A 13,328-nucleotide genomic window follows, 5' to 3' on the forward strand; every position below is an offset into this window, starting at 1 on the left:
GGCTCCATGACCGGTCGGCCGTTGTTCGTGCAGACCGATGGTCTGCGCCAGTTCTCCGAGAAACACGCCGAGATCGCCGCGGGCGTCTCCCGGCTCATCGGTGGTGCCCCGACGGTCGCGAGCGTCGAGGCGTCCCACGGGCAGATCGCCTTCGCGGTGCAGAACGCGCTGGGCACCCTGCTCGCGGCGCGGCGGGGCACGCTGCAGACCACCGCCGACAGCGGTGACAAAATCGCCGAGTTGCTCCGCAAGGCCGCCACCGCCTACGACAAGGGCGACGAGCGTTCGGCGGGCAAGCTCAAAGCGGCGATGGACGACCAGCGCGAACCCTCCACTCCGCCCCCGACGCAGCAGGTCTGACCCTCACACCTCGGCGAGCGCCCCGTCGGCCAGGCGCAGCCACCGGTTCACACCGATCTCGGCCAGAAACCGCTCGTCGTGGCTGACCACCACGAACGCCCCCCGGTAGGCGTCGAGCGCCGATTCGAGCTGACCGACGCTCACCAGGTCGAGGTTGTTGGTCGGTTCGTCGAGCAGCAGCAGCTGCGGCGCGGGTTCGCCGTAGAGCACACAGGCCAGCGTCGCCCGCAGCCGCTCCCCACCCGAGAGCGCCGACACCGGCAGGTGTATACGGTCGCCGCGGAAAAGGAACTGCGCCAACAGATGTCGGCTTCTGGTCACGGTCATGTCGGGGGCGAAGCGGGCCAGGTTACCGGCCACTGACAGGTCGTCGTCGAGCAGGTCCAGCCGCTGCGAGATGTAGGCGGTGCGTCCGTCGGCCCGTTGCACGGCACCCGCCTCGGGTTCGAGGGCCCCGGCGACGATCCGCAGCAGCGTGGATTTGCCCGCGCCGTTCGGACCCGTCAGCGCGATGCGTTCCGGGCCGCGGATCGACAGATCGATCCCGTTGCCCGCGAACAGATTCCGGTCGCCGCGGCGAACACACAGCCCCCGGCCGGTGAACAGGTTGCGACCCGCGGGCACCTCGGTACCGGGAAGGTCCAGCACGATCGCATCGTCGTCCCGCAGGGAACGTTCGGCGTCGTCGACCCGCGCTCGCGCGTCCCCCACCCGCCTGGCGTGGACGTCGTCGGCCTTGCCCGCGGACTCCTGGGCTCGGCGCTTCCTCGCTCCCGCGAGGATCTTCGGCAGACCGGCGTCGGCCAGGTTGCGGGCCGCGGTGTTCGCACGCCGCGCCGCGCGTTCGCGGGCCTCCTGCATCTGGCGCTTCTCGCGTTTGAGCTGTTGTTCGGCGTTGCGCAGGTCGCTTTCGGCCGCCCGCTGCTCGAGCGCCACCGCCTCCCGGTAGGCCGTGAAATTGCCGCCGTAGAAGACGATCTCGCCCCGGCTCAGCTCGGCGATCCGGTCCATCCGATCCAGCAGCACCCTGTCGTGGCTGACCAGCAGCAGGGTGCCGCCGAACTCGTCGAGCGCGGCGTACAGCGAACGCCTGGCCGCGGCGTCGAGGTTGTTTGTCGGCTCGTCGAGCAGCAGGACGTCGGGCCGCTCGAGCAGTTGTGCCGCCAGGCCGAGCGAGACGATCTCGCCCCCGGACAGCGTTCCGAGGCGCCGGTCCAGACCGACGTGTCCGAGGCCCAGGCGGTCGAGTTGGGCGCGGGCGCGTTCTTCGATGTCCCAGTCGTCGCCGATCGCGGTGAACACGGCGTCGCCGGCGTCACCGGCGGCCAGCGCGTTCAGTGCCGCGATCACCGGGGCGACACCGAGCACGTCGGCGACGGTGAGGTCGGCCGTCAGCGGCAGGGTCTGCGGGAGGTGACCCAGCGCACCGGCCACCGACACCGTGCCGGAGGTCGGCTGCAACTCCCCCGCGATCAGCCGCAGCAGCGTGGACTTGCCCGCGCCGTTCGGTGCGACCAACCCGGTGCGGCCGGTGACGAAGGTGGTGGACACGTCGGTGAACACGACGGTGTCGTCGGGCCAGGCGAACGACAGACCGGAACAGACGATCGATGACATGGGGGGACTTTCGGGACGGTACGAGTACGGACGATCGGCTTCCGGTCACCCGGAGATGTCGTCGTCTCCCCACATGTGTTCCAGGGTAAGTGGACGCGTCAAGCGGATAAGTAGCGCCGCAGCACCTCGGTGGTCGCGGTGATCTGCCCGACCTCGACGCGCTCGTCCGCGCGGTGGGCGAGGTTCGGATCGCCCGGTCCGTAGTTGACGGCCGGGATACCCAGCGCCGCGAACCGCGCCACGTCGGTCCACCCGTACTTCGCCCGCGCCTGCCCGCCGGCGGCCTCGACCAGGGCCGCTGCGGCCGGCCTCGACAGCCCCGGGAGCGCACCGGGCGCCGCGTCGGTCTGCTCGACGGTGATGTCCAGACCGTCGAGCACCTCGTGCACATGGGTCAGCGCCTGCTCGACCGTGCGGTCGGGGGCGAACCGGAAGTTGACGGTGACCGACGCGGCGTCGGGGATCACGTTGCCGGCGATGCCGCCGTCGATCCGGACCGCGGAGAGCCCCTCGCGGTAGACGCAGCCGTCGATGTCGACGCTGCGCGCCCGATAGGCCGCCAGCCGGTCGAGGACCGGGGCGAGTTTGTGAATCGCGTTGTCGCCCAGCCATGATCGCGCCGAATGCGCCCGCGTCCCGGTGGTGCGCACCACGACTCGCAGGGTGCCCTGGCAACCGGCCTCGATGAAGCCGCCGGACGGTTCGCCGAGGATCGCGACATCGGCCTGCAGCCAGTCGGGCAGTTCGCGTTCGATGCGGCCGAGTCCGTTGGCCGACGCCTCGATCTCCTCGCAGTCGTACATCACCAGCGTGATGTCGTGGGCGGGCCGGGTCACGGTCGCGGCCAGATGCAGGAACACGGCGTCGCCGGACTTCATGTCGGAGGTGCCGCAGCCGTGGAGTTCGTCGCCCACCAGGCGGCTGGGGAGGTTGTCCGCGGCGGGCACGGTGTCGATGTGCCCGGCCAGCAGGACGCGGGAGGCGAGGCCGCGGTTGGTGCGGGCCAGCACCGCGTCACCGTTGCGGATGATCTCGAAGCCCTCGGTCTGCGCGCGCAGCGCAGCCTCGATCTCGTCGGCGATGCGCTGCTCGTGGCGTGACTCGCTGGGGATGTCGACCAGTGCGGCGGTGAGGTCGACGGGGTCACCACGGAGATCGAGCGATGAGCCGCTTGCGCGAAGAGCCTGTGAGGTGCCCATGGCGTCAACGGTAATCTCTAGCCCCGTGACTTCAGCTGCAGGAATCGGCCTGGCCACCATCGCCGCCGACGGAACCGTCCTCGACACCTGGTACCCGGCGCCCGAACTGGGTGCCGATCTCGGGGAATCCGGCACTGTCCGGATGTCGGTCGCCGAGGTTCCGGCCGAACTCGGTGAGCTCACCGGCCGGGACGAGGACCGCGACGTCGACATCGTCGCCGTGCGCACCGTCATCTCCTCGCTGGAGGACAAACCCGCCGACGGGTACGACGCCTATCTGCGGTTGCACCTGCTGTCGCACCGTCTGATCCAGCCGCGCGGCGCGAACATGGACGGCATCTTCGGCGTGCTGGCCAACGTGGTGTGGACCAACTACGGACCCTGTGCGGTCGAGGGCTTCGAGACCATTCGCGCCCGGCTGCGTCGGCGGGGCACCGTGACCGTGTTCGGCATCGACAAGTTCCCGCGGATGGTCGACTACGTGGCCCCGACGGGTGTGCGCGTCGCCGACGCCGACCGGGTGCGGCTGGGTGCGCACCTCGCGCCGGGGACGACGGTGATGCACGAGGGCTTCGTGAACTACAACGCGGGCACGCTGGGTTCGTCGATGGTGGAAGGCCGGATCTCGGCCGGTGTGGTGGTCGACGACGGATCCGACGTCGGCGGCGGCGCGTCGATCATGGGCACCCTGTCCGGCGGCGGCACGGAGGTCATCTCCATCGGCAAGCGCTGCCTGCTGGGGGCGAACGCCGGGGTGGGCATCTCGCTGGGCGACGACTGCGTGGTCGAGGCCGGGCTCTACGTCACCGCGGGCACCAAGGTGCAGACCTCGGACGGGCAGACGGTCAAGGCCCGGGAGCTCTCCGGCGCGAACAATCTGCTGTTCCGGCGCAACTCCGTGTCCGGCGCCGTCGAGGTGGTCAAGCGCGACGGCACCGGCATCACGCTCAACGAGGCGCTGCACGCCAACTGAGCGGCAACCCCTTGGCGTTGTCGAAGTCGTCGTCGATCAGGACGACGTCGCGGCCGGCACGGTCGAGCAACGACGCCGCGATCGACGACCGGTAGCCCGACGCGCAGTGCACCCACACCGTGCCCGCCGGCACCTCGTCGAGCCGCTGTGGAAGTTCGTGCAGTGGGACGTTGACGGCTCCGGTGATGTGGCCGTCGTCGTACTCGTTGCTCTGCCGCACGTCGAGGACGGCCACCCCGTTGTCCTCCAGTTGTGTTGCCAGACCGGCGAAGTCGGACACCGGATAGCCGGCGAGCGGGGTCCCGTCGCGCAGTTCGCCGATGTCGCCGGCGGCCGAACCGGTGAGCCGGTCCACCCCGATGCGCACCAGTTCCCGCTTGGCGTCGGCGATCTGGTCCGGCGACTCCCCGATCAGCGTGACCGGGGCGCCCCACTCGTAGAGCCAGCCGAAGTAGCTGACGAAGGATCCGGACAGCTCGAAGCCCAGGGTTCCCCGCAGGTGTCCCGCGGCGAACGCGGTGCGGGTGCGCAGGTCGACCACCCATTCGCCGGCCTCGATGCGGCGGCGTAGCTCGGCGGGGTCGACGGGTGCGGGCGGGGTGAGGTCCACCGGTTCCGGGCCCTCGCGGTTGATGACGCCCATATGTGCGTAGTAGGCGGGGTAGGCCGCCAATCCGGCGAGCAGTTCGTCGACGAAGCTCTGTTCGTCCTGGGTCAGCGCCGGGTTGGCCTGCCGCTGTTCGGCGATGGTTGACGCGTCACCGGAAGCCGGTGTGGCCGAACAGAAACTGCCGAATCCGTGGGTCGGGTAGACGCGGGTGTCGCCGGGCAGGCGGTCGGCGAGTTTGCGCACCGAGTGGTACTGCGCGTGCGTGAGCTCCTCGGTGTCGTCGGCCGCGACCAGATCGGTGCGTCCGGTGGTCCCGAACAGCATCGAGCCGCCGGTGAAGACACCGTGGACCGCGCCGGAGCCGTCGCGCAGCACATAGCTCACGTGGTGGTGGGTGTGGCCCGGGGTGTGCAGCACCTCGAGTCGCATCGGCCCGGCGTCGACGACGTCCCCGTCGGTGACGGCCCGACGGGTGTAGCCGACGTCGTCGCCGGCGGGCACCACGTATTCGGCGCCGACGGTGCGCGAGAGTTCCAGTCCGCCGGTCACGTAGTCGTTGTGCAGGTGGGTTTCCAGCACGTGCGTGATGCGTGCGCGGCGTTCGGCCGCGACGGCGAGCACGCGGTCGATGTCGCGCTGCGGATCGATCACGACGGCGGTGCCACCGTCGCTGATCAGATAGCTGCGGTCACCGAGGCCTGAGGTTTCGATGATGGAGACGTCCATGGGATCCCTTCTGTCAGCGTAGAAGAATGGTGTCGACGAGTACGTACGCGGCGACGGCGAACACGAGGTAGGCGAACCACCGTTGCAGCCGGGCGGTGTCGATGTTGGTGCCCAGATGTCCGGCCACCAGCGACGCCGCCATCGCAGCGGCGACGAACACCCCGGTCACCGTCCAGTCGACGGTGACGGCGTCGAGGTGCGAGAGCACGCCGGCCACGGAGTTGGCGGTGATGATGAGCAGCGACGTGCCGATGGCGGTGGCCATCTCGACGCCGAGCACCATCACCAGCGCCGGGATGATGAGGAACCCGCCGCCGACGCCGAAGAGGCCGGTCAGCAGTCCGACGAGCAGCCCGGCGCCGATCGACCGGGGTGCGCAGCGCCGCCAGTTCACCCGCCCGCCCCGGACTTCGCATGCGGTGCCGGTGTTCTCCTGGTCGGTGAGCAGGCGGATACCGGCGACCACCATCACCACCGCGAACCCGATCAGCAGCACCGACTGGGGTAGGTGCCTGCCGATCGCGCTGCCCGCGACGGTCGCCGGGACACCGGCCGCCGCGAAGATGCCGGCGAGCCGCCATCGCACCTGTCCGGCACGAATCTTCGGCAGTACCCCGACGACGGAGGCGGCGGCGACGACGATCAGCGAGATGGGAATGGCCTGCTCGATGCCGAGTCCCATCCCGTAGACGAGCGCGGGGACGGCGAGGATCGAGCCTCCACCGCCCAACAGCCCGAGCAGCACGCCGATCAGCGCACCGAGGCCCAAACCTGTCGCCAGCGCCATACAACCCCCTCTGTTGTCCCGATCGGGGCGTCGCGGCCGTCGTGGTCAATACCCTGTGGGGTATATTGCGCCTGTAACAATACCCCCGCGGGTACGCTTGTCAAGTATTTGACCGTCGCACGAAGATACCCGGACGGGTATGCTCGTCGTAGGTGAACGAAAGGAACAGCCATGGTCGGCGACCAGGAAGCCATCGACGCGGTTCTCAACCGGCTCCGCCGGGCCCAGGGCCAACTCGGCGGCGTCATCTCGATGATCGAGCAGGGGCGCGAGTGCAAAGATGTCGTGACTCAGCTGGCCGCGGTGTCACGCGCACTCGACCGTGCCGGATTCAAGATTGTGGCCACCGGATTGCGGGAATGCGTTGCAGGCGAAGGGGCCGATTCAAGGGACCCGATGACGGTCGCCGAACTCGAGAAACTGTTTCTCGCCCTCGCTTGATCCGCATCGGCCTGACGTATCGACAAAGGAGTCACGATGAGCATCGCACTGTCCACCAGCCTCAAGACCACCTTCGACGACGCCGTCGCGCGTACGCGTGAGGCATTGTCCGAACAGGGTTTCGGCGTCCTCACCGAGATCGACGTCAAGTCGACGCTGAAGAACAAACTCGACGAGGACATGGAGAACTACCTGATCCTCGGCGCCTGCAATCCCCCGCTGGCCCACCGCGCGATCGGCGTGGACCGCCAGATCGGCCTGCTGCTGCCGTGCAACGTGGTGGTGCGCAGCGATCCCGACGATCCGCAGACCACGCTGGTGGAGGCGATGAACCCGCAGTTGCTGGTGGACGTCAGCGGGGAACCACAGCTGCAACCGATCGCCGAAGAGGTCACCACCCGGCTGCAGGCCGCCATCGACGCGCTCGCCGCCTGACGGCGCGCTATTCGCCCGAGAGGACGCAGAACTCGTTGCCCTCCGGATCGGCCAGCACGACCCAACTCTGGTCACCCTGACCGATGTCGACCCGGCGGGCACCGAGCCGGATCAGCCGGTCCACCTCGGCCTGCTGGTCGTCGGGTGTGAGGTCGATGTGCAGGCGGTTCTTGACCACCTTGTCGTCGGGCACGGCGAGGAACAGGATGTTCGGGCCGGCGCCGTTGGGCGGCCTCAGGATCACGTCACCGTCATCGGTGACCTCCTGGGTGTAGCCGAGCACCTCGGCCCACCAGCCGCCCAGCGCGTGGATGTCGGCGGCGTCGACACACAGATCGGTGAACGTCAGACCCATTGCATCAGCTCCTTTTTGAGCACTTTGCCCATCGCATTGCGGGGCAGGCTGTCGACGAGGCGCACCTCGCGGGGGCGTTTGTGCACCGAAAGTTGTTCGGCCACGTGATCGATCAGCGCGGCCGGCGTCGCGTCACCGACGACGAATGCGACGATGCGCTGGCCGAGGTCGTCATCGGGCACCCCGACCACCGCAGCCTCGCGGACGCCGTCGTGGCCCAGCAGTACGGTCTCGATCTCCCCCGCCCCGACGCGGAAGCCGCCCGTCTTGATCAGGTCCACCGACTCACGCCCGACGATGCGGTGCATACCGTCCGCGTCGACGACCGCGACATCACCGGTGCGGTACCACCCGTCCGCATCGAGCACGTCCGCCGTCGCATCCGGCCGGTTCAGATACCCGTCGAACAGCATCGGTCCCCGAACCTCAAGCCGTGCAATGGTTTCGCCGTCGTGGGGCACCGGTGTGCCGTCGTCGCCGACCAGACGGGTCTGCACACTGGTCAGCGGGAGGCCCACCCAGCCGGGGCGGCGCTCCCCGTCCACGCGGGTGCTGAGGGTGATCAGCGATTCGGTGCTGCCGTAGCGCTCGACCACCTCGTGGCCGGTCAGGGCGGCGACCCGGCCGAACACCGGGACAGGTAACGGTGCACTACCCGACACCAGCAGCCGCGCGGAACTCAGTGCGCGCGCGGAGTTCTCGTCGGCGGCGATGCGGGACCACACCGTCGGCACCCCGAAGTAGAGCGTGCCCCGCGCCTGCGCGTAGGCCTCGGGAGTCGGCTTGCCGGTGTGGACGAACCGGTTTCCGATGCGCAGCGAGCCGAGGAGTCCCAATACCAGGCCGTGCACGTGGTAGAGCGGCAGACCGTGAACGAGGGTGTCCTCGGCGGTCCATCGCCAGGCCTCGGCGAGCGCGTCGAGGTCGGCGGCGATCGCGCGGCGGCTGATGACGACGCCCTTCGGCGGGCCCGTCGTGCCGGAGGTGTAGATGATCAGTGCGGCGTTGTCGGGATGGGGTTCGGCATAGCGGTGCCAGGACCGTGCGTGCAGTCGAACGGGGATGTGCGGGAGGTCGGTGTCATCCGGCTTCTCCCCGAGCCAGGCCTGCGCACCGGAGTCGGCGAGGATGTGACGGCGTTCGGCGGCGCCCACGTCAGCGGGAACCGGGACGACGGGAACGCCCGCGATCAGGCAGCCGGTGATCGCCAGCACGGTCGCCGGGGTCGGTGTGGCCAGCACCGCGACCCGGTGAGCGCCGCCGACGCGCTCGGCGACCGACGTGGCGGCCCCGACGAGATCGCTTCGGCTCAACACGGCCTCCCCGATGGTGACCGCGTCGGCGATGTCGGCGCCGCCGGCCACCGCGGCGGGGTTCAGCGAGGTCAGCAACACGCCGACGAGGCTACTCGTCCCGGCTGGGCGATACTGGGCCCGTGGATTCGATCCGGCAGATGTTGTCGCGTGAGGTGTACCGGAACGACTGGCTGACGTTGCGCGAGGACGCCATCAGGCGCCCGGATGGCAGTGACGGGATCTACGCCGTCGTCGACAAGCCCCACTACGCGTTGGTGATCGCCTGTGACGGTGACCGCCTCAAGCTGGTGGAGCAGTTCCGGTACCCGCTCGGGTTGCGCCGGTGGGAGTTCCCGCAGGGCACCGCCCCGGGGCGGGTCGACATGGACCCGCACGCCCTGGCCGAGCGGGAGCTGCGCGAGGAGACGGGGCTGCGCGCCGCGAACATCACGCAGCTGGGTCTGCTCGACGTGGCGCCCGGGATGAGCAGTCAGCGCGGCTGGGTGTTTCTCGCCACCGACCTGACCGAGGGGGACCACGACCGCGAGCACGAGGAGCAGGACATGCGCAGCGCGTGGTTCACGCGTGGTGAGTTCGAGCGGATGGTCGCCGACGGGGAGATCACCGATGCACAGAGCATCGCGGCCTACGGGATGCTGCTGCTCCGGGAACGCCTGCCGCGCTGAGGAGTTGTCCCCAGGCCCGAATCTATCCACAGGAGTGCGGTTTTCGGGTCCGGAAGTGTCGGACCTGTCTGCTTGAATCGAAGACATGTTCGATGGTTCGTTGCCCGGGATCGCCGAGTTCGCCGCGTGCAGTGACGCGGAGTTGGTGGCGGCCTCGGCCGGTTGGGCGAGGGTCGAATCGGCGGCCGCGGCCCGCAAGTTGGCCGCGATGGCCGAGATCTTCCATCGTCGCACCAATATCGAGGACCCCGACGAACGCGAGAACTGGTTCATCGACCCGGAAACCTCGGTGTTGAACGATCTGGCCGGGGCGCACAACATCACCGAGGGTCTGGCTCGGAGTCAAACCCAACGCGGCGTGATGCTGGCCAACCGCTTCCCCCAAGTCGCCGCGCTCTTCGAAGCCGGCCTGATCACCGACCTGCTGATCCGCGCCATCTGCTTTCGCACCTATCTGGTCACCGACCCCGATGCGATGGCCAGCATCGACGCCGCCCTGGCCGAACAGATCCTCACCTGGGGAGCCAAATCCCAGGCCAAAACCGAAGAAGCCATCGACGCCCTGATCGAGATCCACGACCCCGGCGCCCTGCGGCGCCAGGAACCCACCACCCAGACCCGCACCCTGGACTTCGGCGCCATGTTCGACGCGCCCGGGTTCATGACCGTCAACGCGCGCGTGTACACCGCCGACGGTGTGGCGCTCAAAGAACGTGTCACGCTGATGGCCCGCTCGGTCTGTGACGGCGACCCCCGGCCCTTCAAGGAACGCCTGCACGACGCCTTCGCCGCCCTGCAAGCCGGCATCACTCTTCGGTGTGAATGCGACAACCCCGACTGCTCCGCCAGAACCGGCGACGGGCTGACGCCCAACATCGTCGTCCACGTCGTCACCACCGAAGAAGCCCTCGCCCAAGCGCAACAGGCGGCAGACTCCGGTGCGCAGGAGACCGATTCGGGTGACGATCAGGCTCCTGCCGAAGAGCCGAAGTCCGAAGGCGCACCGGCCGAGTGCAAGCCCGCCCCCTCGGCGACGAAGCCCGAGCCCACGGTGATCGACGAGCCCGAACCCTGCGACCATCGCGTAGATACCCCCGCCGCCACGGCTCCGCAACCCACCCCCGCGGTGGGGTACCTGTTCGGTGGCGGTGTGCTCACCCCCACCGCACTGCCCACCCTGCTCGAGCGGGCCCGCATCCGCCGACTCAACCACCCCGGCGACGCCCCGCCCGAACCACACCACCGGCCCTCGACCGCCCTGCAGGACTTCGTGCGATGCCGCGATCTGACCTGCCGCTTCCCCGGCTGCGACCGGCCCGCCTACGGCTGTGACGTCGACCATGCCGTGCCCTACCCGGCCGGCCCGACCTGCGCCTCCAACCTGCGATGCCTGTGCCGAAAACACCACTTGCTGAAGACCTTCTGGGTCGGTGAAAACGGTTGGCGAGACCAGCAGTTCGCCGACGGCACTATTGTGTGGACGTCGCCCACCGGGCAGACCTACACCACCCAACCCGGCAGCGCCCTGCTGTTCCCCACCCTGTGCGCACCGACCGCGCCGGCACCGCCGCGGCACGCGGAAGCCACCGACACCGACCGCGGTCTCATGATGCCCAAACGCCGCCGCACCCGCGCACAGGACCGCGCCCGGCGCATCGACGAAGAACGCCGACTCAACGACAACCTGGTCACCGAACGCACCAAACCCCCACCCTTCTGAAACGCGGCGATGACTTATACCCGGCCGCCGGGTCCATATCGGCATGAGCAACGAAGCGACCATCCGCGAACTGATCACCCGGTGGGTCGACGCCGTCGCCGCATGCGACCTCGACGGTGTGCTGGCCGACCACGATCCCGACATCGTGATGTTCGATGTCCCCCCGCCCCACACCGGTCTGAGAGGGCTCGACGCCTACCGCGACAGCTGGCCGCCGTTCTTCGAATTCCTCCGCAGCGGCGGCCGGTTCGAACTCCTCGAACTGACCGTCACCGCGGGCGCCGACGTGGCCTTCGCCCATGCCCTGCTCTGGTGCGGCACCCAGGAGACCCGTGACACCGCTCCCGACACCCGTCTGCGGATGACCATCGGCCTGCGCCGACGCGACGGCCGGTGGCTGGTCACCCACGAGCACCACTCTTTTTGCACGCTGTGACCGGTTTGCGGTAACAAGATCGACAAGTTCGCATAACGGCGCGAGTCCGGCCCAATTGCACTGCTACGCTGGCGCTTCCGGCATGAGAAGTGTCCTGAAGAGTGCGAGGAAGGCGATGGCTACCCGTCGAGCGTTAGTGGCCTTGTTGACCGCCACGGTCGTATTGGTCGCTATGGTCGGAATGCTCATCCGCCCCGTGGACACCGCCTCCGCCGCACCCGTCGGTCAGATCTGGACGGGCAGGTTCTCCGTCGTGAGCTACGCCTCGCAGAAGGCCGGCACCAGTCCGGCGGCTCAACAGCCCGAGGCCGACTTCACCGGTCAGTACGTCTTCAAGACGGACTGCTCCAGCGGCGTCTGCATCGCCACCGTGACCAGTGGTCCACGCTCATCGAACCCCACCGTCCCGCAACCGCTGCGCTACACCTGGGACGGCGCCCGCTGGACCCAGTCCTATGACTGGCAGTGGGATTGCTTCATGGGCGACGGGGCTCCGAAGGTGTGGGCGCCGGCGCGCAGCTTCGTCTACTACGTTCCGCAACGCGACGGTTCACTCGAAGGCAGTTGGCGCACCGACATCCTCGGCGGACCCTGCAGCGGCAATGTCACCATGTCGGTCGCCGCGTTCCCCGTGTGGTGACGGCGCCCGTGTGACCGACTCACCGCGTTCCCCCGAACCCAAGGTGGGCACGGCCAGACACGGCGCCGATCATGATCATTACAGACACATCAGCGGCCCGCCAGCGCCCGCAGGAAGAACGCCATGTTGGCCGGCCGCTCGGCGAGCCTCCGCACGAAGTAGCCATACCACTGCGTTCCGAACGGAACGTACACGCGAACAACGTTTCCTGTATCGGCGAGCCGTTGCTGTTCCGGGTCGCGGATGCCGTACAGCATCTGATACTCGAAATCGCCGGATTTCCGGCCGTGCGCGGCGGCCAACGCGGGCACCGCGTCGATGATCGCCGGATCGTGCGACGCCACCATCGGATACCCGCTCCCCGCCATCAGCGTCTCGAGGCAGCGCAGATACGAATCGGTGACCGCGTCCGCGTCGCGGAACGCCACCGACGCGGGTTCGTCATAGGCCCCCTTGCACAACCGGATTCGCGCCCCCGACGCGGCGAACTCCGCACAGTCGGCCTGCGTGCGGCGCAGGTACGCCTGCAGCACCGTGCCCAGCCAGTCGAACTCGGCCCGCAGGTCTCGCACGATCGACAGTGTCGAGTCGGTGGTGGTGTGGTCCTCGGCGTCGACGGTGACCCACACACCGACGCGTCGGGCATGCGTACAGATCGTGTGTGCGTTCTCCAACGCGATCTTCTCCCCGTCCCGTGGCAGCGCCTGTCCCAACGCGGACAGTTTCAGCGACACCTCCAGCGGCCGCGCGCCACCGGCCGGTTCGTCGCGACGGCCCAGCGCGTCGAGCAGTTTGATGTACGCCTCCACCGTCGCGTTGGCGGTGTCGACATCGGTCACGTCCTCGCCGAGGTAGTCGACGCTGACCACACGACCCGAATCACGCAGCGTGGCAACCGAACGCAACGCCTCGTCGACGCTCTCCCCCGGCACGAACCGGTGCACCACGCCCCGCGTGACGGGCAGCCGTTCGGCCGTGTGACGCAATGAGTCCGAGCGGGCGGCGGCGAGGATCACCGGGCGCGCGAGGCGCTGGAAGGCCCCCATCG

15 protein-coding genes are annotated in these 13,328 nt (G+C 68.8%); 8 read left to right on the forward strand and 7 right to left on the reverse strand.

Annotation, left to right across the window (positions count from 1 at the left end; translation table 11 throughout):
• Positions 1-6: 6 nt before the first annotated feature.
• Positions 7-360: an ESX-1 secretion-associated protein gene (locus AU196_RS06500; protein ID WP_231737410.1), complete on the forward strand. Its 354-nt coding sequence runs from the start codon at positions 7-9 to the stop codon at positions 358-360.
• Between the two features lie 3 nt (positions 361-363).
• Here the strand turns inward: AU196_RS06500 and AU196_RS06505 are convergent, their stop codons facing one another.
• Positions 364-1,977: an ABC-F family ATP-binding cassette domain-containing protein gene (locus AU196_RS06505; protein ID WP_059094284.1), complete on the reverse strand. Its 1,614-nt coding sequence runs from the start codon at positions 1,975-1,977 to the stop codon at positions 364-366.
• 98 nt (positions 1,978-2,075) lie between these two features.
• Positions 2,076-3,176, reverse strand: a complete 1,101-nt coding sequence (gene dapE, locus AU196_RS06510; RefSeq protein ID WP_059094285.1) for a succinyl-diaminopimelate desuccinylase — start codon at positions 3,174-3,176, stop codon at positions 2,076-2,078.
• On the opposite strand from dapE, the gene dapD reads away from it, so the two are divergent.
• The gene (dapD, locus tag AU196_RS06515) at positions 3,175-4,149 is read left to right on the forward strand and encodes a 2,3,4,5-tetrahydropyridine-2,6-dicarboxylate N-succinyltransferase (protein WP_197415720.1); all 975 of its coding nucleotides are present in this window, start codon (positions 3,175-3,177) and stop codon (positions 4,147-4,149) included. The genes dapE and dapD overlap by 2 nt on opposite strands.
• Here dapD and AU196_RS06520 read toward each other — a convergent pair.
• Positions 4,124-5,485 carry an MBL fold metallo-hydrolase gene (locus AU196_RS06520; RefSeq protein ID WP_059094287.1) on the reverse strand — a complete coding sequence of 454 codons (1,362 nt, stop codon included), beginning with the start codon at positions 5,483-5,485 and terminating at the stop codon, positions 4,124-4,126. The two genes, dapD and AU196_RS06520, sit on opposite strands and share 26 nt — an antisense overlap.
• A gap of 13 nt (positions 5,486-5,498) precedes the next feature.
• Positions 5,499-6,272 (reverse strand): sulfite exporter TauE/SafE family protein, encoded by a 774-nt coding sequence (locus AU196_RS06525; protein ID WP_059094288.1) that lies wholly within the window; start codon positions 6,270-6,272, stop codon positions 5,499-5,501.
• A gap of 171 nt (positions 6,273-6,443) precedes the next feature.
• Between AU196_RS06525 and AU196_RS06530 the strand changes: the two genes are divergently transcribed.
• Both AU196_RS06530 and AU196_RS06535 read left to right on the forward strand, forming a co-directional pair.
• Positions 6,444-6,713 carry a metal-sensitive transcriptional regulator gene (locus AU196_RS06530; RefSeq protein WP_059094289.1) on the forward strand — a complete coding sequence of 90 codons (270 nt, stop codon included), beginning with the start codon at positions 6,444-6,446 and terminating at the stop codon, positions 6,711-6,713.
• A 36-nt stretch (positions 6,714-6,749) separates the two neighbouring features.
• The gene (locus AU196_RS06535; RefSeq protein WP_059094290.1) at positions 6,750-7,148 is read left to right on the forward strand and encodes a DUF302 domain-containing protein; all 399 of its coding nucleotides are present in this window, start codon (positions 6,750-6,752) and stop codon (positions 7,146-7,148) included.
• 7 nt (positions 7,149-7,155) lie between these two features.
• Here AU196_RS06535 and AU196_RS06540 read toward each other — a convergent pair whose 3' ends face one another.
• Both AU196_RS06540 and AU196_RS06545 read right to left on the reverse strand, forming a co-directional pair.
• Positions 7,156-7,503: a VOC family protein gene (locus AU196_RS06540; protein ID WP_059094291.1), complete on the reverse strand. Its 348-nt coding sequence runs from the start codon at positions 7,501-7,503 to the stop codon at positions 7,156-7,158.
• Complete coding sequence (locus tag AU196_RS06545) at positions 7,494-8,897, reverse strand: acyl-CoA synthetase (RefSeq protein WP_059094292.1); 1,404 nt, start codon at positions 8,895-8,897, stop codon at positions 7,494-7,496. Before AU196_RS06545 ends, AU196_RS06540 begins: the two co-directional genes overlap by 10 nt.
• Before the next feature lie 41 nt (positions 8,898-8,938).
• Between AU196_RS06545 and AU196_RS06550 the strand changes: the two genes are divergently transcribed.
• From AU196_RS06550 to AU196_RS06565, 4 genes are all read left to right on the forward strand, one after another.
• Positions 8,939-9,484 carry an NUDIX domain-containing protein gene (locus AU196_RS06550; protein ID WP_059094293.1) on the forward strand — a complete coding sequence of 182 codons (546 nt, stop codon included), beginning with the start codon at positions 8,939-8,941 and terminating at the stop codon, positions 9,482-9,484.
• 85 nt (positions 9,485-9,569) lie between these two features.
• A complete protein-coding gene (locus tag AU196_RS06555) occupies positions 9,570-11,204 on the forward strand; it encodes an HNH endonuclease signature motif containing protein (protein ID WP_059094294.1) in 1,635 nt (544 codons plus the stop codon).
• 43 nt (positions 11,205-11,247) lie between these two features.
• Positions 11,248-11,640, forward strand: coding sequence for a YybH family protein (locus tag AU196_RS06560; protein WP_059094295.1), 393 nt, complete (start codon positions 11,248-11,250; stop codon positions 11,638-11,640).
• 115 nt (positions 11,641-11,755) lie between these two features.
• Positions 11,756-12,280, forward strand: coding sequence for an Rv2253 family sensor-like surface protein (locus AU196_RS06565; RefSeq protein ID WP_059094296.1), 525 nt, complete (start codon positions 11,756-11,758; stop codon positions 12,278-12,280).
• Positions 12,281-12,369: 89 nt separating this feature from the next.
• On the opposite strand, the gene AU196_RS06570 is transcribed toward AU196_RS06565, so the two are convergent.
• The gene (locus AU196_RS06570; RefSeq protein WP_059094297.1) at positions 12,370-13,326 is read right to left on the reverse strand and encodes a proline dehydrogenase family protein; all 957 of its coding nucleotides are present in this window, start codon (positions 13,324-13,326) and stop codon (positions 12,370-12,372) included.
• Between the last annotated feature and the right edge of the window lie 2 nt (positions 13,327-13,328).

This window comes from Mycobacterium sp. IS-1742, from assembly GCF_001500125.1.
Lineage (GTDB): Bacteria > Actinomycetota > Actinomycetes > Mycobacteriales > Mycobacteriaceae > Mycobacterium.

Excerpts from the sequence above, each read along its gene's own strand:
- AU196_RS06500 (WP_231737410.1), top strand. The coding sequence starts at position 7 with ATGACCGGTCGGCCGTTGTTCGTGCAGACCGATGGTCTGCGCCAGTTC.
- AU196_RS06565 (WP_059094296.1), top strand. The coding sequence starts at position 11,756 with ATGGCTACCCGTCGAGCGTTAGTGGCCTTGTTGACCGCCACGGTCGTA.
- AU196_RS06555 (WP_059094294.1), top strand. The coding sequence starts at position 9,570 with ATGTTCGATGGTTCGTTGCCCGGGATCGCCGAGTTCGCCGCGTGCAGT.
- AU196_RS06535 (WP_059094290.1), top strand. The coding sequence starts at position 6,750 with ATGAGCATCGCACTGTCCACCAGCCTCAAGACCACCTTCGACGACGCC.
- dapE (WP_059094285.1), bottom strand. The coding sequence starts at position 3,176 with ATGGGCACCTCACAGGCTCTTCGCGCAAGCGGCTCATCGCTCGATCTC.
- AU196_RS06525 (WP_059094288.1), bottom strand. The coding sequence starts at position 6,272 with ATGGCGCTGGCGACAGGTTTGGGCCTCGGTGCGCTGATCGGCGTGCTG.
- AU196_RS06540 (WP_059094291.1), bottom strand. The coding sequence starts at position 7,503 with ATGGGTCTGACGTTCACCGATCTGTGTGTCGACGCCGCCGACATCCAC.
- dapD (WP_197415720.1), top strand. The coding sequence starts at position 3,175 with ATGGCGTCAACGGTAATCTCTAGCCCCGTGACTTCAGCTGCAGGAATC.
- AU196_RS06560 (WP_059094295.1), top strand. The coding sequence starts at position 11,248 with ATGAGCAACGAAGCGACCATCCGCGAACTGATCACCCGGTGGGTCGAC.
- AU196_RS06530 (WP_059094289.1), top strand. The coding sequence starts at position 6,444 with ATGGTCGGCGACCAGGAAGCCATCGACGCGGTTCTCAACCGGCTCCGC.
- AU196_RS06505 (WP_059094284.1), bottom strand. The coding sequence starts at position 1,977 with ATGTCATCGATCGTCTGTTCCGGTCTGTCGTTCGCCTGGCCCGACGAC.
- AU196_RS06520 (WP_059094287.1), bottom strand. The coding sequence starts at position 5,485 with ATGGACGTCTCCATCATCGAAACCTCAGGCCTCGGTGACCGCAGCTAT.
- AU196_RS06570 (WP_059094297.1), bottom strand. The coding sequence starts at position 13,326 with ATGGGGGCCTTCCAGCGCCTCGCGCGCCCGGTGATCCTCGCCGCCGCC.